Raw genomic sequence first — 17,434 nt, forward strand, 5'->3', positions numbered from 1 at the left:
GGATGTAGGAATCCCCGCGCAGAACGGCAAGCCGAAATAAAAGTACATGCAGCAATGGAAAACTTGTCTGCAATTGAACACTAATATATACTGGAAATTATTCGATCTAAACTTGAGCCTGAGACGCAGCTTCCGGAAATAGTTGCAAACGGCAAGTCTCGCCCGCGCGCATCCGCAAGACGCGTTTTCGCCAGTGAGGGGCCCGTTGCGTGGAAGACTTCGTCCAGAAGCTCAGGCATTACGTGAAGTCCGGCACGCCAGCGGAGCGCCGGATCGCGAAGTATTTCACCGAGCATCTGAACGACCTGCCCTTCGAAACCGCAGCCTCGGTGGCCGACCGGCTGGATCTTAGCCCAATGACGGTCGGGCGCTTCCTGCGGGCGCTCGGCTATCAGGGCCTCGACAGCGTCAAGATCCATATCCGCGAAACGGCGGTCACATCGCCGGTTCAGTTGCAGACCTCGCTCAACGAGCTGCAGACCGACGCATCGAGCGGCAAGCCGCTGGCATTGCTGGTTACCGAACAGATCCAGGCGATGCACCATATCTACCACCTGACCGCGCAGCCCCAATGGGCCGAGGCGGCGTCAATGATTTCAAGCGCCCGCGAAGTCTTCATCGCCACCCATGTACGCCTGACCGGTTTCGCTTCGCATTTTGCCCAGCGCCTTACCCACGCCCGCGATGGCGTTCGCGCGCTCGATGGATCGGGGAGCCGCTTTGCCGAACTCTTCGCCCGACAGACCGGCGAAGGCGCCCTGCTCGTCATCATCGATTGCCGGCGCTTTGCCCGCGCTAGGCTGCTTGCCAGAACAGCAAGGCGCTACGGCTACCGGGTGGTGCTGATCACTGCGGAAAACAATGACTGGATGCCGGAGCAGTCGAACATCATGCTGACACTGCCTCCGTCACGCGTGCCGGACGAAGATAACCTGCCGCCGCTGATGGCACTGCTCGATTGCCTTTCGGAAACGGTGATTGCTGCGGCCGGCGACGAGGCCTTCCAGCGCGAACGCCGCATGGCGGAATTCGGCGCCATCCTCGGCGAAGGCCGCGGCGGAGGCTAGTCCATCGCTTCCAGTTCGGCGCGATGCCGGTACATGGCCAATAGCCGCCGGTATTCGCGGTCGTACATCGCCCGCTTGGCCGCGTTCGGGCTGCGTTCGTCGCCGCCGGGATACATCGCGGTTCCGGCCGCTGCCAGATCCTTGTGTAATCCGCAGGCGGCGGAAGCAGCGATCGCCGTACCGAGCAGGACGGCTTCGTTCATTTTCGGCACCACAACCTTACATCCCGTCGCGTCGGAATAAAGCTCCATCAGCACCGGGTTCTTCACGTGGCCGCCGGCCACATGCAGCGTATCCGGAACGTAGCCGTATTCTTTCATCGTCTCGAGGATATGGCGGATACCAAGCGCAATCCCGACGGCGGTCCGCCAATAGAGCGCACACAGCCCGTCGAACGACGTATCGAGCGTCAGCCCGCTGACGACGCCGACGGCGTGGGGATCGGCGAGCGGCGAGCGATTGCCATGAAAGTCAGGCAGTACGAAGATCCTGGCGCCAAGCGCATCGTCGCCTTCTTCAGCACGGAGCTGAGCGACACGGGCTGCGATCTTCTGATGCAACGCCGCCGTCGGCTCGCCGCCGGCCGCATGCATGCGCACGATATGATCAAGCAGGGCGCCGGTCGCAGACTGGCCGCCTTCGACAAGCCAGGACTGCGGAAACACCGCTTCGTAATATGGGCCCCACATGCCGTGGCTCGGCCGCCGTTCGCGCGAAAACGAAACGATGCAGCTTGATGTACCGGCAATCAGCGCCAGCTGACGCTCAAGCTCGCGCGGATCGGCCGCATAGCCGCCGAGGGTGCCGAGCGCACCGGCATAGGCATCGACCATCCCGGCAGCAACATGGCAGGCCGTTGTCAGGCCGAGCGCCGAGGCCGCCTCCTGAGTCAACGTGCCGACGCTGGAGCCGACCGGCACCGTCTCGTCAGGCAGGTGTCCCCGCTCCAGCAGATCGTCGAGACCGATCTGCGCCAGGAAGTCCTTCCGCCAGCCGTCTTTCTCATGGGAAAGATAGTTCCATTTCGCCGTCAGCGTGCAGCGCGAGCGGCTGAGGGATCCCGTGGCCTTCCAGGTCATGAAGTCAGCAAGATCGAAGAAGTAGCCGGCATTCATCCAGGTGCCCGGCAGCTTCGTCTTCAGCCACATCAGCTTCGGCATCTCCATCTCGGGAGACATGAAATGCCCGGAATGTTCGAGAACGGCATGCTGCGTCGCCGTGCAGAAATCCGCTTCCTGCAGCGCCCGGTGATCCAGCCAGACGATGGTGTCGAAGCGCTTCTCGCCGCCCGTCGAGACCGAGATTTGCCTGCCCTCGACATCGCGCACGACAAGCGAACACGTCCCGTCAAAGCCGATCGCACCGATCGAAGCAGGCGCCACTCCCGATTGTTCAACGGCCTTGCGCACCGAGATGCAGACCGCTGACCAGATATTCTCTGAATCGTGCTCGGCGTGGTTTTCGCGCGGCCTGTTCATGATGATTGGATGCTCGGCCTTGCCCAGCAACCGGCCGCCGGCATCGAAGACGCCGGCGCGCGCACTGCCGGTGCCAACATCCACCGCAACCACGTGATCATGCATCAGGGGTGCATCCCATCCAGCTTTTGTTTCTGGATAAGGTGGAGCAATTCAGGCATTACGTCAAACACGGCTTCGGGCGAAAGCCGGTCAAGTTCAGCACGATAGCCCTCGAAATTGGCGTGCGAACCGCCGGTAAAGGCAAAGACGCGCATGCCGGCGGCCTTCGCCGCCTCGATGCCCGCCGGGCTGTCTTCGATCACCACGCAGTTCTCCGGCGCGACGTGCATTTCCCGCGCTGCATGCAGAAAGAGATCCGGTGCCGGCTTGCCGTTTTTCACCATGCTGGCGCTGAAGATATTCGGCAGCTTGCCGATCAGCCCGGTGACGGACAGTGAAAGCTTGATACGCTCGACCTGGCTCGATGAAGCAACACAGCAGGGAATATCGAGCGCGTCGATCGTCTCGCCGATGCCTTCGATCGGCTTCAGCTCCTTGCGGAACCGGCCGTAGAGATCGACCCGCATCCGCTCAAGAAACTCCTCGCCGGCATGGACGTGATAGTCGCTCTTCATCGTTTCAATGACAGTCGCAAGGCTCTTGCCGAGAAAGCGGCCATAGACCTCGTCTTCAGTGATCGGCACCCCGCGATCGTTCATCGCCTTGACGAGAACGTTGACGGATATCGGCTCGCTATCGACGAGCACGCCGTCGCAATCGAAAATGACAAGCCGTGTCTCAGTCATGAAAGACCAACCATGTTTTCGGACGCGTTACCGTCCTGCTTGCCGCAAGGCGGGTCGATGACGGCGTTATCTGCCGCCATCGCAATTGCTTACACTGCAAGCTTGCCGTCGAGATAGAGCTGCAGCGTCTCGCGAGTGCCCTTTTCCCACAGCGTTTTCAGGGCATGGGCGAAGCGCTTGCGGAAGAGCTCCGATTTCGCGACTTCGCCGAAGATATCGTCAAAGGCGAGGAAGGCCGCCGGATCGTCCTTGGCCTTGACCGCAGCCGCGTGCAGACGGTCGGCGCTGGCATCGTTGAAGACGATCTCCTTGCCGCTATCCGTCTTGCCGGCGAAGTAGCGGCACCAGAGCGCCGAAACCAGCGACAGACCCACCACGTCCCTGCCCTGACTGAGATTGTCGAGCGTCGAGGGCAGGATGAATTTCGGCTGCCGGTTGGAGCCGTCCTGTGCCAGGCGCGGGATGGTGTCGGCAATCTTCGGGTTCAGCAGACGCCGCTCGATAAGCTCGAAATAGTCCTGCAGCGAGGTATTAGGTACCGGCGGCACGATCGGGATGATCTCGTCCTTCTCGAGCTTCGCCAGGAAGGCACGGATCAGCGGATCTTCCATCGAGTCGTGAACGAAGTGGATGTCCATCAGCGCTGCCGGATAGGCAATCGCCGCATGGCCGCCGTTCAGGATGCGGATCTTCATATGCTCGTAGGGCGTGACATCAGGCACGAAGGTGACGCCGACCTTTTCGAGTGCCGGACGGCCTGCGGTGAACTTGTCTTCCAGCACCCACTGCTTGAATTCTTCGCAATAGACTGGCCAGTTATCCTCGATGCCGAACTGATCCTTCAGCAGGTCGATCTCGCGCTGGCCGGTTGCCGGCGTGATGCGGTCGACCATGGCATTCGGGAAGGCAACGTTGGCCTTGATCCAGTCAGCGAAGGCCGGATCCGACAGCTTCGCTGTACCGACGACGGCGTTGGTGGTGACCACGCCATTATGCGGAATGTTGTCGCAGGACATCACCGTGAAGGGAACAAGGCCCTTGTCCTTGCGCGCCTTGAGACCAGCGACAATCAGGCCGAACACGGTCTTCGGCTCGGACGGGTTCTTGCCGTCGGCGGCGATCGCCGGATGCTCCGGATTGAACTTGCCGGACGCGTCGATGAAATAGCCTCCCTCGGTAATCGTCATCGAGACGATGCGGATGGAGGGATCCGCAAGCTTGGCGATGATCGCCTTGGAATCGCCGACCGGCAGGATGTCGATCATTGGTCCGGTGACCCGGGCCGCCGTCTTGTTGTTGTCCTGCTCGACCACGGTCGTCAGAAAGTCCTGCGCCGCAAGCTTTTCGCGCATCGACGCATCCGACGGCAGCATGCCGGCGCCGACAAGCGCCCAGTCGTGATCCTGTCCCTCGTTGAAGAGATCATCGAGATAGATCGCTTGGTGGGCGCGATGAAAATTGCCGACGCCGAAGTGCACGATGCCGGCTGAGAGCGACGCCCGGCCATAGGCCGGAACCGTGGCCGTCTTGGCCGCCTCGGTAAGCGTTGCCAGCGATAGTTTGCACGTCATGATACAGTCCTCTTGAGGTCTTCCGGAGCGGCCTCCCGCTCCAGGTCTCGGCGGACCGGGCACCGCGCCCGCTCCGCATGGCCACCCCGGCCCGGTCCCGCCTCAGATGGCGAGGCCGCCCTCGTTGAATTTGTGGATACGCGCCTTGTCGGGCGTCACATAAACGGTGTCTCCCGCCTTGGCCGCGAAGTCACCGCCGGCACGCGCGGTCACCGCACCGATGCCCTCGACATCGATATGCAGGAATGTGTCGGAGCCGAGATGTTCGGCAACCGTGACCCGGCCCTTCCAGTCGCCGCTTTCCAGCGACAGCAGCACATGTTCGGGGCGAACGCCGATCGTATGCGCGCCGAGCTGCGCGGCAAGCTGGCCCTTGACGAAATTCATCTTCGGCGAACCGATGAAGCCGGCGACGAACAGGTTGCGCGGGTTCTTGTAGAGCTCCAGCGGCGAGCCGACCTGCTCGATATTGCCTCGGTTGAGGACGACGATCTTGTCGGCCATCGTCATGGCTTCCACCTGGTCGTGGGTGACGTAGATCATCGTCGTCTTCAACTGCTGGTGCAGTTCGCTGATTTCGAGGCGCATGTTAACGCGCAGCGCCGCATCGAGGTTTGACAATGGCTCGTCGAACAGGAAGGCCGACGGCTGGCGAACGATGGCGCGGCCGATGGCGACACGCTGGCGCTGACCGCCCGAAAGCTGGCGCGGCTTGCGCTCCAGATAGTCGGTGAGGTTCAGCACGCGCGCGGCGTCGCCGACCTTGCGGTCGATCTCAGCCTTGTCCATCCCCGCCATCTTCAGCGGAAAGGCGATGTTATTGCGCACGCTCATATGCGGATATAGCGCATAGGACTGGAACACCATCGCCAACCGGCGTTCGGACGGCGCCTGTTCGGTCGCATCCTTGCCATCGATGACGATCTTGCCGCCGCTGACATCCTCGAGCCCGGCGATCAGCCGCAGCAGCGTGGACTTGCCACAGCCCGATGGTCCTACGAAGACGACGAATTCGCCGTCCTTGATTTCGAGATCGATCGAAGGGATGACCTTGGCTTCGCCGAAGACCTTCGAGACTTTCTGAAGGGTAATGCTGCCCATGTTTCTCTCCCTGTCGTCTTATTTCACCGCGCCGAAGGTCAGGCCGCGGACGAGTTGTTTCTGCGAGAACCAGCCGAGGATCAGGATCGGGGCGATCGCCATGGTCGATGCTGCCGAGAGCTTGGCGTAGAACAGGCCCTCGGGGCTGGAATAGGAAGCGATGAAGGCCGTCAGCGGCGCTGCCTTGGAGGCAGAGAGGTTGAGGGTCCAGAAGGCTTCGTTCCAGGCCAGGATGATGTTGAGCAGCAGCGTCGAGGCAATTCCGGGAATGGCCATCGGCGTCAGCACATAGATGATTTCCTTGGCGAGCGAGGCACCGTCCATGCGGGCGGCCTCGAGGATCTCGCCGGGGATTTCCTTGAAGTAGGTGTAGAGCATCCAGACGATGATCGGCAGGTTGATGAGCGTCAGCACGATCACCAGGCCCATGCGGCTGTCAAGCAATCCGGTGTTGCGGAACATCAGGTAGATCGGGATGAGCGCGCCGACCGGCGGCATCATCTTCGTCGACAGCATCCACATCAGAACGTCCTTGGTCCGCTTGGTCGGCGAAAACGCCATGGCCCAGGCGGCCGGAATGGCGATGATCAGGCCGAGCAGCGTCGAGCCGAAGGAGATTATCACCGAATTCATGAAGTGGCCGAGATAGTTCGACCGGCTCTGCACTTCCGCATAATTCTCCGTCGTCCAGTGGAAGAACAGGAACTGCGGCGGCGACGCGATCGCATCGGCTTCGGACTTGAAGCTGGTCAGGAACGTCCAGAGGATCGGGAAGAAGATCAGGATCCCGAGCGTCCAGGCGATCGCGGTCATGATGACCTTGCGTTGGGTGGTGACTTTACGGGCCATCTTACGCCTCCAGGTTCTTGCCGACGAGGCGGACAAGGAAGATCGCGACGATATTGGCGAGGATGACAGCGACGATACCGCCTGCCGAAGCACCGCCGATATCGAACTGCAGGAGCGCCTGGACATAGACCAGATAGGTCAGGTTGGTGCTCTGCGTGCCGGGGCCGCCATTGGTGGTGACCAGGATTTCGGCGAAGACCGAAAGCAGGAAGATCGTCTGGATCAGGATGACCACGGTAATGGCGCGCGCCATATGCGGCAGAACGATATAGATGAATTTCGAAACGACACCCGCGCCATCCATTTCGGCGGCTTCCTGCTGTTCCTCATCGAGCGACTGCAGTGCCGTCAGCATGATCAGCGTGGCAAACGGCAGCCACTGCCAGGCGACGATCAGGATGATCGAGAACAGCGGCGCGTTGGCCAGCCAGTCGTAAGGCTGCAAACCTAGCGCCTTGGCGAGATGCGCGAAGAGCCCGTTGACCGGGTTCATGAACATGTTCTTCCAGACAAGCGCTGCCACCGTCGGCATGACGAAGAAGGGCGCGATGACCAGGATGCGAACGATGCCCTGCCCGTAGATGTCCTGGTTCAGCAAGATCGCGAAGGCGATACCGCCGACGACCGTGATCAACAGGACTCCGAGCACCAGCAGCAGCGTATTTGCCAGAGCGGAGAAGAAGGCTGGATCCGTCAGGAAGTACTGATAGTTCAGGAAGCCGACAAAGCTTTCCATACCCGGGCTGAGCAGATTGTAGTTCAGCAGCGAGAAGTAGATCGTCATCGCCAGCGGGATGAGCGACCACAGCAGCAGAAGAATGACCGAAGGCGCCATCATCATGCGCGCGGCTGAGCGGGTGTGTAACGTTGCCATGGCAATTACCGATCATGTCTGGAGTGGCGAACGGCTGCAGGGCAGCAAAGAAAAAAGGGGGCCGCCGATGCAGTTCGGGCAATTCGGCGGCCCAGTTGAGTGGAATGTCAAGCATTCCAACCCGTTCTCAGGAGGTTATTACTTGATGTAACCAGCCTTGGTCATTTCGCGGGTGGTCAGCTGCTGTGCGCTCTGCAGAGCTTGGTCGACAGAAAGCTGGCCGGCAAGCGCTGCGGAGAACTGCTGTCCAACGGCCGTACCGATGCCCTGGAATTCCGGGATCGCCACGAACTGGACACCGACATAGGGGACCGGCTTGACGGTCGGCTTGGTCGGGTCAGCCGAGTTGATGCTATCAAGCGTCATCTTCGCGAAAGGTGCTGCCTTCTGGTAGTCGGCATTCGCATAGAGCGAAGAACGGGTACCGGGAGGTGCATTCAGCCAGCCTTCCTTTGCAGCGACCAGCTCGGTGTAGTGCTTGCTGGTAGCCCAAGCGACGAACTTTTCAGCCGCTTCGACCTTCTGCGAGCCTGCCGGGATGGCGAGGTTCCAGGCCCAGAGCCAGTTGCCGCGCTTGCCGAGGCCCTTATCCGGAGCCAGAGCGAAACCGACCTTGTCGGCAACCTGCGATTCCTTCGGGTTGCTGACGAAGGATGCTGCAACGGTGGCGTCGATCCACATGCCGCACTTGCCGGTCTGGAAGAGCGCCAGGTTTTCGTTGAAGCCGTTGGAAGAAGCACCCGGAGGGCCGGCTTCCTTCATCAGGTTGACGTAGAAGTTCAGCGTGTCCTTCCACTCGGGCTGGTCGAACTGCGGCTTCCACTGTTCATCGAACCAGCGTGCGCCGAAGGAATTCGACATGGCCGTCAGGAACGCCATGTTTTCGCCCCAGCCGGCCTTGCCGCGAAGGCAAATGCCGTAGACTTCCTTGTCCTTGTTGGTGATCTTCTTCGCAGCGTCTGCGATGAAATCCCAGGTCGGAGCGTCGGGCATCTTGAGACCGGCAGCTTCGAACAGGTCCTTGCGGTACATGACCATCGAGCTTTCGCCGTAGAACGGCGCTGCATAGAGCTTGCCGTCTGCAGTCAGACCGCTGCGGATTGCCGGCAGCAGGTCGTCGGCATCGTAGTCGGCGCCGAGATTGTCGAGCGGCAGAAGCCAGCCCTGCTTTGCCCAGATCGGAACTTCGTAAGTGCCGATCGTCAGAACGTCATACTGACCGCCCTTGGTGGCGATGTCAGTGGTGACCTTCTGGCGGAGCACGTTCTCTTCGAGCGTGACCCATTCCAGGTCGATGTCGGGATTGGATTTTTTGAAGTCATCCGTCAGCTTCTGCATACGGATCATGTCGCCGTTGTTCACGGTCGCGATTGTGAGCGTTTCAGCCGAAGCCATGCCCGCAAACGCCAGTGCCGAGCAGGCGCCCAGCAGAAGAGTTCTCAATGTCATATCTTCCTCCCAGAAGATGAGTGTGAGCATTCGCTTTGCTCATGGGCAATTACTCACAAGAGGTTACAGAATGTCAATCCGCATTCGTTGCTGCGGTAGCGAAAGGGACACTTATGGCGTTGATTTAAAACAAAATAATTTTTGCTCAGACTGTGAGCAAAAACTCGGCAGTTGCCTCATCGGTGATTAAAGCGTTGATCTGGCGGCCGACGATGGCGGCTCGTATCGCCTTGAATTTGCGCTTTCCCTTGGCGATTCCGATGACGGTGGATGAGTCGCGCGGCGGGATCGGCGCCGAGGCAACGCGCTCGTTGATCGGGTTGTCGAGAAGCTTCCCGTCACCGTCGAAAATCCAGCCACAGATCTCGCCGACGGCGCCATTGCGCATCAGCTCCATCATCTCGTCCTTCTCGAGAAAACCATCGACGCAGAGCGGACCATCGATGCCGAGCTCCCCGATACCGACGAAGGTGACATCCGATTGCGAGCTGATCTCCAGCGTCGAGCGCACCAGCTGCTGGCTGTGCAGCATTTCACGCTCTTCCGCCGACGTAACGAGAACCGGCAGCGGCATCGGGAAATGCCGCGCCTTCACGGCATCGGCCATGCTGAAAATCACGTTGTAATATGCCGCCGACCCATCGGGTGTGATGTTACCGGTTAGGGAGACGATGCGGTGTTCGGGACATTCGAGCTGCGGCAGCTGATCGACGGCCGCTTTCAACGTACGGCCGGTACCGACGGCAAGCACGATCGGTTCGGGCCGCTTCAGCCAACGCTCGATTTCCGCAGCCGCCGCCTCGGCAATGCCGATCGTCGTTGAGGAAGAGCCGGGATCGCTGGGCACGATTTCCACGGAACGCAGATCGAATTTCTTGCGCAGCTGATTGCCGAGTTCGAGACAGGCGGCGATCGGATGATCGAGCCGCACCTTGATCAGCTTCTCGGCAACGGCAAGCGAAACGAGACGCTGCGCCGACTGGCGCGAGATGCCCATCGTCGAAGCAATCTCATCCTGCGTCCGGCCCGCGACATAATAGAGCCACCCTGCTCGCGCCGCGTCATCCAGCCGTCCCGGAGTGTCGGTTCTCTTTGCCATCTAGCTTCTACCGCGCAAAATAAGCCGGCGTTCTACCGGGTGAATATGACCATGAATCTCTAATGCGCCAGATCAAAACAAAAATGGGCAAATGTCGAGTGTGTTGAAGAAATGCGTGACAGATTTCGTCTTGGCGACCTGTCAGGCAAACCAGTTGGCGATGACGAAAGCTGCCGCCTTGATGATCCCATAGACCATCCCGCCGACGACGGTCGCCGACAGTCCGGCAGCGATCACGCCGAGGATTACGAACAAGCCGTCGCGGCCGAGAATACCGAAGGAGAACAGGCAGATCGCCAGCGCCGGCAGCATATTCCCAAGCGGAATCGGCAGCGTCAGGATGATCGCCATCACCAGACAGAGGAAGCCGGCAAGATATTCTGCCGGCGGCTCGACAAGCACCGAAAGCCGCGGCTTCAGCATCCGCTCGGCGAAAGCCAGCTTCCGATGGATACGCGAAATGATCGCCTCGAAATCCTCGCGGCGCATCGACCGGTCGGCAATCACCTTCGGCAGCCATGGTCTGAGGCCGAAGGTCAACTGGGCGGCAAGAAAGAGCAGCGGCGCCCCGAGGATCGCCGAGGTGCCGGGCGGCGTCGGCACGAGGTTCGGCAGCGCGAAAACCAGCATCAGAGCGCCGATCGCCCGGTCGCCCATCGTTTCGAAAATATCCCGGATGGAGATGCGCTCGCGCGAGCGGTCACTGGCCATCTGCCTGAGAATTGCAGACAGGCGGCGCGCCCTCGGCCGTGGATTACGCGGCAGGCGCCCCCGCGCCATATCCATGCTTTCGATCGTCATAAAACCCCAGAAACTCGATTTCGTGTGCTTGATACCATCCAAATATGAACCTTCTCTGCTGAATGTGCCGCCATCATGACGGCGCCGGTTCCCGATCGCGGCCATTGCAAGGCCATTTTTCGCCGTCACGCCATGCTTGACCCCCGCCAGCGCCAGGCGCTACTCATTCCCCAGGGAGAAATTGCGTGCGAATTCTGTTGGTTGAAGACGATGGAATGATTGGCGAAGCGGTGCGCGACCATGTGGCCGCCGCTGGCCACGCCATCGACTGGATGCGCACGATCGGCGATGCGCAGGCGGCGGAAAAATCGGTCGATTACGGGCTGATCCTGCTCGACCTGCAGCTGCCTGACGGTACAGGCATCGAATTCCTGAAAGCGCTGAGGGGGCGCGGCAAGACCGTGCCCGTCATCATCCTCACGGCGCGCGACCAGATATCCGACCGCATTGAGGGGCTGAATGCCGGTGCCGACGATTATCTCGTCAAGCCGTTCAATCTCGGAGAACTCGAAGCCCGGATCATGGCGGTGGCCCGCCGCTACGGCGCCAATCCGCACCCCATCATCAAGATCGCCGATATCGAGATCGATCGCCCCCAGCACAAGCTTGCGGTCGCTGGTGAGTCGATCGTCCTGACCAGCCGTGAATGGGCCGTGCTCGATCTGCTGGTTGCCCGGCCCGGCGCGATCGTGCCCAAGGATCGGATCGAAGAGGCGCTCTACGCTTTCGGATCGGAAATCGAGAGCAACACCGTCGAGGTCTATGTCAGCCGGCTGCGCAAGAAGATCGGCAAGGACCGCATCCGCACCGCCCGCGGCATCGGCTACACGCTGGGCGAAGCATGAGACGCGAACCGAGCATCACCCGGCCGCTGATCCTGGCGCTGACCAGTATCGTCGTGCTCTTCTGGCTGATTGCCATCGGCCTCAGCATCCGCGTCATGCAGCACGAGTTCTCGGAGATATTCGACAGCGCTCAGGAAGAAACGACGCAGCGGCTGCTGGCACTGATCGTCGACGATCTCGACCAGCGCACCGTTACCGACCCGCGCAGCGTTGCGATGCTGAACACCGCCGCCAGCCGCGAATATCTGACCTATCAACTGCGGGATAAAACCGGCAAGGTCGTGCTCCGCTCCAACGACGCGCCGGCCGAGCCCTTCAATGCGCCACTCGTCCACGGCTTTCATGACACCCAGACGCATCGGATCTACACCGAGGCAACGACGGATGGCACGCTGTTCATGCAGGTGGCCGACCGCTTCGGCAATCGCCGCGAGGCCGTGCGCGAAAGTGCCGCCACCCTGCTCTGGCCGCTCATCGTCCTCATCCCGGCCAGCATCTTCGCCGTCTGGTTCGTGGTCGGCCGCGCGTTGAAACCGATCGAAACACTGCGCCAGGACATTGCCACCAAGGACGGTGGCAACATGGCGCCGATCGAGAGCGGCAGCCTGCCCCGCGAGATCAAACCGATCGGCCGTTCCGTCAATCTGCTGCTGGCCCGGCTGCGGTCGGCGCTGGAAGCCGAGCGCGAATTTACAGCCAACAGCGCGCACGAGCTGCGCACCCCGATCGCCGGTGCTCTGGCGCAGACGCAGCGACTTGCAGAAGAGCTTCCGCCCGGCCCGGTGCGGCAGCGGGCCAAGCAGGTTGAGACTTCATTGGTCAATCTCAGCCGGCTGGCGGAGAAGCTGCTGCAGCTCTCCCGCGCCGAAGCCGGGATCGGCAAGAGCGATGTAGCCTCCGACCTGAAGCCGGTGCTCGACATGCTGATGACCGACTATGCCCGCGACAGCCGCACCGAGGGCCGCATCGCCTATGAGGCCCGAAACGGCGCAACGCTTGTGCGCAACGCCGACGTCGATGCCTTCGGCATCGTTATCCGCAATCTGGTCGAAAACGCCCTCTCTCATGGAGACCCCGGGCAGGAGGTTTCGGTCTCACTGGATGGGGAAGGCACCATTCGCGTGGTCAACGACAGTCCGGTGATTTCTGCGGCAGACCTCGGCAATCTCAAGCGGCGCTTCCGCCGGGGGGCGACCAACGCGCCGGGATCTGGTCTCGGTCTGGCGATTGCCGACCGCATCACCACCCAGATGGGCGGGACGCTGGAACTGCTGTCACCGGCAAGCGGCAGGCAATCAGGTTTCGAAGCACGGGTCACGCTCCCTGCATAGGGCTTGCAAATCCACTCAAACGATGCGAGCAGACGCCGGTAATCGCGAGGCGGCAAGACATGATCATTTCCTTCGACATCGGCGGCTCGGCCATCAAGGGCGGCATCGCCCGCTCCGAAGCGGACATCACTCCCATGGGCCGCAAGCCGACGCCCAAGGACGACTTTGCGGCCTTCGTCGAAACCATCCGCAGTTTCATCACGGAAAGCGACGAACAGCCCTCGCGCGTTGCGCTTTCGATTGCCGGCGTTGTCGATCCGGATACCCAGCGGCTCACCTGCGCCAACATTCCCTGCATTCACGGCCGCGATCTCGCAGCCGAGCTGGAGGTGGAACTCGGCCTGCCGGTGCTGATCGCCAATGATGCAGATTGTTTCGCCATGGCAGAGGCCGAACTCGGCGCCGGACGCGGCCACCGCATCGTGCTTGGCGCCATTCTCGGCACCGGCGTCGGTGGTGGCCTTGTCTCCGACGGGCGGTTGATCAATGCCTCGGGCGGCTTTGCCGGCGAATGGGGCCACGGCCCGATCATCGCCTCCGAAGCCGGAAATCCGCCCGCCAAGATCCCGGCCTATCCCTGCGGCTGCGGCCAGAAGGGCTGTGTCGACACCGTCGGCGGCGCCCGCGGCCTCGAGCGCCTCCACAAGACGCTGCATGATCTCGATTTCTCCAGCGAGGAGATCATTGCGCAATGGCAGCAGGGTGATGAGAAGGCGACGCGAACAATCGACGTCTATACCGATCTCGTGGCCTCGCCACTCGCCCTGACCATCAACATCACAGGCGCAACGATCGTCCCTGTCGGCGGCGGCTTGTCGAATGTCGAACAGCTGCTTGCCGAACTCGACAAGGCGGTCCGCCAGCGGATCCTGCGCAAGTTCGACCGGCCGCTGGTTGTTCGCAGCGAATGCCGCGTCGAACCCGGCCTGATCGGCGCAGCCATCCTCGGCCTCAAGGCCGAGGCGGCCTGAACGCACCTGATCTGAAAGCGAAAACGGCGCGGCCGGAACCGCGCCATCTTCACTCTGCGGCCATCGCCGGCGGATGATGCTCATCCGCGTCTTCCTGGTCGGCGCTGGCCTGCCCGCCCGTCGCATCCTCCGGCTCACGGCCGAAGAACAGCGCATAGCCGGCGGGCAGAACGAAGATCGTCAGCAGGGTGGCAACCAGAATGCCGCCCATCATGGCGTAGGCAAGCGGCCCCCAGAAAACGCCGCGTGAGATCGGGATCAGCGCCAGGACAGCGGTCAGCGCCGTCAGCATGATCGGCCTGAAGCGGCGGACAGCAGCACCGACGATCGCCTCCTGCCGATGCATCCCCGCCTTGATATCCTGGTCGATCTGGTCGACGAGGATGATCGAGTTGCGGATGATGATACCAAGCAGCGCGATGACGCCAAGGATCGCCACGAAGCCGAACGGCGCACCGCTGATCAGCAAGGCGCTAGCCGCGCCGATGATGCCGAGCGGACCGGTCGCAAAGACCAGCATCGCCTTGCCGAAATGCTGCAGCTGCGCCATCAGCAGGATCATGATGACGACGAGCATGATCGGCGCCTTGGCGGCAATCGAATCCTGGCTCTCGGCTGCATCTTCAGCACCGCCCTGGATCTGCACCTGATAGCCGGCGGGCAAGCTGTCGCGCAGACCCTTCATGTCGGCATACATCTTCATGGCAACGTCGTTCGGCTGCACACCGTCAGGTAGTGTGGCACGGACGCTGATCGTCGGCAGGCGGTTGCGGCGCCATTCGATGCCCTGCTCCATCACCGGAACCACCTTGGCGATCTGCGACACCGGCACGAAGCCGCCGAAATCCGTCGGCACATAGACCGAGTTGACGGCCGAGAGCAGCGAGCGGCTCGTCTCCGGCTCCCGGGCAACGATCGAGACCGTCTCTTCGCCATCACGGAAGTCATCGAGCGGCGCCCCGGACATCGCGGTCTGCAGCATCTGCCGGACGCGCTGCGAGGTAACACCCAGCGAACGGGCGCGATCCTGGTCGATGACGAGCTTCATCGCCGGTACCGGTTCCAGCCAATCGTCGTGGATGGCACCAAGTTCGGGGTTCTCGGCAAACTTGGCCTTCACCTCGTCGGCAATCCGGCGCACTTCCTGGCGGTCGGGCCCCATGACGCGCATCTGCACGGGCCAGCCGGTCGGCGGTCCCAGGAACAGGCGATCGACCTTGCCGCGGATATCGGGGAAGTCTTCGGCCAGGATCGTCCTGAGCTTGACGATCAGCCGCTCACGCGCCGGTTCATCATTCGCCATGATCAGGAGCTGGGCAAAGTTCGGATTGGCAAGCTGCTGATCGAGCGGCAGGAAGAACCGCGGCGCGCCTTCGCCGATATAGGTGGCGATGAACTTCTTGTCGGTATCCGCCATCATCTTGGCTTCGAGAGCCTTCGCCTTGGTCTCGACGTCCTTGATGCTGGTGCCCTCGGGCAGCCAGAGATCGACAAGGATTTCGGGACGCGAGGACTGCGGGAAGAAGTTCTGCGGAATGAACTGGAAGCTCCAGAGACTGGTGACAAAGGCACCGACGGTGATCAGGAGCACGATGGCGCGATGGCGCACCGCCCAGCCGACGCTGTTGCGCAGGCCGCGATAGAAGCGCGTGTCGAAGACATCGTGATGCTCGCCGGTGTGATGCCGCTGCTTCAGGATCATGTAGCCGAGCCATGGCGTGAAATAGACCGCCACGAACCATGAAACGATAAGCGCGATACCGACAACATAGAAGAGCGAACGGACATATTCACCCGCCGTCGATGCCGCAAAACCGACGGGAATGAACCCGGCCGTGGTGATCAGCGTGCCGGTCAGCATCGGGAAGGCTGTCGATGAATAGGCGAAACTTGCCGCCTCGACCTTCACCAGTCCCTCTTCGAGCTTTCGCTCCATCATCTCGACGACGATCATTGCATCATCGACGAGAAGACCGAGCGCGATGATCAGCGCGCCGAGCGAGATGCGCTGCAGGTCGATGCCGAGCTCGTACATGATGGCGAATGTGGCCGCGAGTACCAAGGGGATCGCGATCGCGATCACCAGGCCGGAGCGCCAGCCGATCGACAGGAACGAGACGATAAGCACGATCACCAGCGCTTCGCCCAGCGCATGCATGAACTCGCTGATCGCATCTGTCACGACATCGGGCTGGTTGGAGATCTGATCGACAGCCACGCCATAGGGCAGCGCCTTCTCGAAGCGCTCGTAGGTCGCTTCGACATCCTTGCCGACATCGGTGACCTTGAAGCCCTTGGCCATGACGACGCCGACCTGGACGCTCTCATGACCGTTGAAGCGGTACTTGCGCTGATAGGGATCCTCGAGACCCGAATAGACGGTGGCGATATCGCCGAGGCGGGTCACCTGATTGCCGGAGCGCAGCCGCAGTTCCCGGATATCCTCGACCTTGCGGACATCGCCTTCGACCGAGATGCGCACGGACCGCAGACCGGTATCAACCGAACCTGCCGGATCGACATTGTTCTGGCCCTTAATCGCGTTCTGTAGATCGATGACGGTCAGGCCGCGCTCGGCCAGCGCCTTGGAGGAGACGTCGATATAAATCTTCTCCGGCTGATCGCCGATGATGACAGCCTTCTCGACGCCCGGCGTCGTCAGCAGCATGTCACGCGCCTGGATCGCGAATTTCTTCAGCTCCGGATAGGAATAACCGTCGCCACTGATCGAATGCAGGGTGATGAAGGTATCGCCGAATTCGTCGTTGAAATAGGGGCCGAGCAGGCCCTGCGGCAGCTCGCTGGCGATATCGCCGACCTTCTTGCGAACCTGGTAGAAAGCGTCGGCGACGTCGGCCGAACTGGTGTCGCCCTTCACCTGAACGGTGATGATTGAGCTGCCGGCACGGGTATAGGATTTCACCCAGTCGAGATGCGGGGTTTCCTGCAGCTTGCGCTCGATCTTGTTGGTGACCTGGTCTTCCATCTCTTGAATGGAGGAGCCCGGCCAGACGGCCTGCACGACCATCACGCGGAAGGTGAAATCCGGGTCTTCCTTCTGGCCCATGCGCATCAGCCCGAGCACCCCGGTGATCAGGATGAGGCCAAAGAGGAAGCGGGCGATGCTCGGATGGCCGATTGCCCAGCGCGACAGATTGAACGGGCGCTTCTCGGTGGTGTCGTTGCTGTCCATGACCTGTGTCCCTCTCG

15 protein-coding genes are annotated in these 17,434 nt (G+C 61.4%); 5 read left to right on the forward strand and 10 right to left on the reverse strand.

From position 1 onward, the window contains the following. Positions 1-209: 209 nt before the first annotated feature. On the forward strand, positions 210-1,067 hold the full coding sequence (locus AB4Z25_RS26105; protein WP_112385652.1) for a MurR/RpiR family transcriptional regulator: 858 nt from the start codon (positions 210-212) through the stop codon (positions 1,065-1,067). Here the strand turns inward: AB4Z25_RS26105 and AB4Z25_RS26110 are convergent. From AB4Z25_RS26110 to AB4Z25_RS26135, 6 genes are all read right to left on the reverse strand, one after another. Beyond that, positions 1,064-2,650 carry an FGGY-family carbohydrate kinase gene (locus tag AB4Z25_RS26110; RefSeq protein WP_112385653.1) on the reverse strand — a complete coding sequence of 529 codons (1,587 nt, stop codon included), beginning with the start codon at positions 2,648-2,650 and terminating at the stop codon, positions 1,064-1,066. The genes AB4Z25_RS26105 and AB4Z25_RS26110 overlap by 4 nt on opposite strands. Further along, the gene (locus tag AB4Z25_RS26115) at positions 2,650-3,333 is read right to left on the reverse strand and encodes an HAD family hydrolase (protein WP_112537089.1); all 684 of its coding nucleotides are present in this window, start codon (positions 3,331-3,333) and stop codon (positions 2,650-2,652) included. Before AB4Z25_RS26115 ends, AB4Z25_RS26110 begins: the two co-directional genes overlap by 1 nt. Positions 3,334-3,422: 89 nt before the next feature. Continuing rightward, a complete protein-coding gene (locus tag AB4Z25_RS26120) occupies positions 3,423-4,904 on the reverse strand; it encodes a mannitol dehydrogenase family protein (RefSeq protein WP_112537090.1) in 1,482 nt (493 codons plus the stop codon). Between the two features lie 102 nt (positions 4,905-5,006). Further along, complete coding sequence (locus AB4Z25_RS26125) at positions 5,007-6,005, reverse strand: ABC transporter ATP-binding protein (RefSeq protein WP_112516867.1); 999 nt, start codon at positions 6,003-6,005, stop codon at positions 5,007-5,009. Positions 6,006-6,023: 18 nt separating this feature from the next. After that, entirely contained in the window at positions 6,024-6,854 is an 831-nt protein-coding gene (locus AB4Z25_RS26130) for a carbohydrate ABC transporter permease (protein ID WP_112385657.1), read from the reverse strand. Between the two features lies 1 nt (position 6,855). After that, positions 6,856-7,728, reverse strand: a complete 873-nt coding sequence (locus tag AB4Z25_RS26135) for a carbohydrate ABC transporter permease (RefSeq protein WP_112385658.1) — start codon at positions 7,726-7,728, stop codon at positions 6,856-6,858. On the opposite strand from AB4Z25_RS26135, the gene AB4Z25_RS26140 reads away from it, so the two are divergent. Continuing rightward, on the forward strand, positions 7,673-7,879 hold the full coding sequence (locus tag AB4Z25_RS26140; RefSeq protein ID WP_442210064.1) for a hypothetical protein: 207 nt from the start codon (positions 7,673-7,675) through the stop codon (positions 7,877-7,879). The two genes, AB4Z25_RS26135 and AB4Z25_RS26140, sit on opposite strands and share 56 nt — an antisense overlap. On the opposite strand, the gene AB4Z25_RS26145 is transcribed toward AB4Z25_RS26140, so the two are convergent. The 3 genes from AB4Z25_RS26145 to AB4Z25_RS26155 form a co-directional block, all read right to left on the reverse strand. Then, a complete protein-coding gene (locus tag AB4Z25_RS26145; protein ID WP_112385730.1) occupies positions 7,867-9,177 on the reverse strand; it encodes an ABC transporter substrate-binding protein in 1,311 nt (436 codons plus the stop codon). The two genes, AB4Z25_RS26140 and AB4Z25_RS26145, sit on opposite strands and share 13 nt — an antisense overlap. Positions 9,178-9,322: 145 nt before the next feature. Then, on the reverse strand, positions 9,323-10,276 hold the full coding sequence (locus AB4Z25_RS26150) for a sugar-binding transcriptional regulator (protein ID WP_112385659.1): 954 nt from the start codon (positions 10,274-10,276) through the stop codon (positions 9,323-9,325). A gap of 141 nt (positions 10,277-10,417) precedes the next feature. Next, a complete protein-coding gene (locus tag AB4Z25_RS26155) occupies positions 10,418-11,077 on the reverse strand; it encodes an exopolysaccharide biosynthesis protein (protein ID WP_112385731.1) in 660 nt (219 codons plus the stop codon). 185 nt (positions 11,078-11,262) lie between these two features. Between AB4Z25_RS26155 and AB4Z25_RS26160 the strand changes: the two genes are divergently transcribed. From AB4Z25_RS26160 to AB4Z25_RS26170, 3 genes are read left to right on the forward strand one after another with little or no spacing between them, the layout of a single operon-like run. Then, on the forward strand, positions 11,263-11,922 hold the full coding sequence (locus AB4Z25_RS26160; RefSeq protein WP_112385660.1) for a response regulator: 660 nt from the start codon (positions 11,263-11,265) through the stop codon (positions 11,920-11,922). Further along, positions 11,919-13,253, forward strand: a complete 1,335-nt coding sequence (locus AB4Z25_RS26165) for a sensor histidine kinase (RefSeq protein ID WP_112385661.1) — start codon at positions 11,919-11,921, stop codon at positions 13,251-13,253. Before AB4Z25_RS26160 ends, AB4Z25_RS26165 begins: the two co-directional genes overlap by 4 nt. A gap of 59 nt (positions 13,254-13,312) precedes the next feature. Continuing rightward, a complete protein-coding gene (locus AB4Z25_RS26170) occupies positions 13,313-14,224 on the forward strand; it encodes an ROK family protein (RefSeq protein WP_112537091.1) in 912 nt (303 codons plus the stop codon). A gap of 49 nt (positions 14,225-14,273) precedes the next feature. Here AB4Z25_RS26170 and AB4Z25_RS26175 read toward each other — a convergent pair whose 3' ends face one another. Continuing rightward, positions 14,274-17,417: an efflux RND transporter permease subunit gene (locus tag AB4Z25_RS26175; protein ID WP_112537092.1), complete on the reverse strand. Its 3,144-nt coding sequence runs from the start codon at positions 17,415-17,417 to the stop codon at positions 14,274-14,276. Between the last annotated feature and the right edge of the window lie 17 nt (positions 17,418-17,434).

The sequence above is a fragment of the Rhizobium sp. RAF36 genome, assembly GCF_052114105.1.
Classification (GTDB): domain Bacteria; phylum Pseudomonadota; class Alphaproteobacteria; order Rhizobiales; family Rhizobiaceae; genus Rhizobium.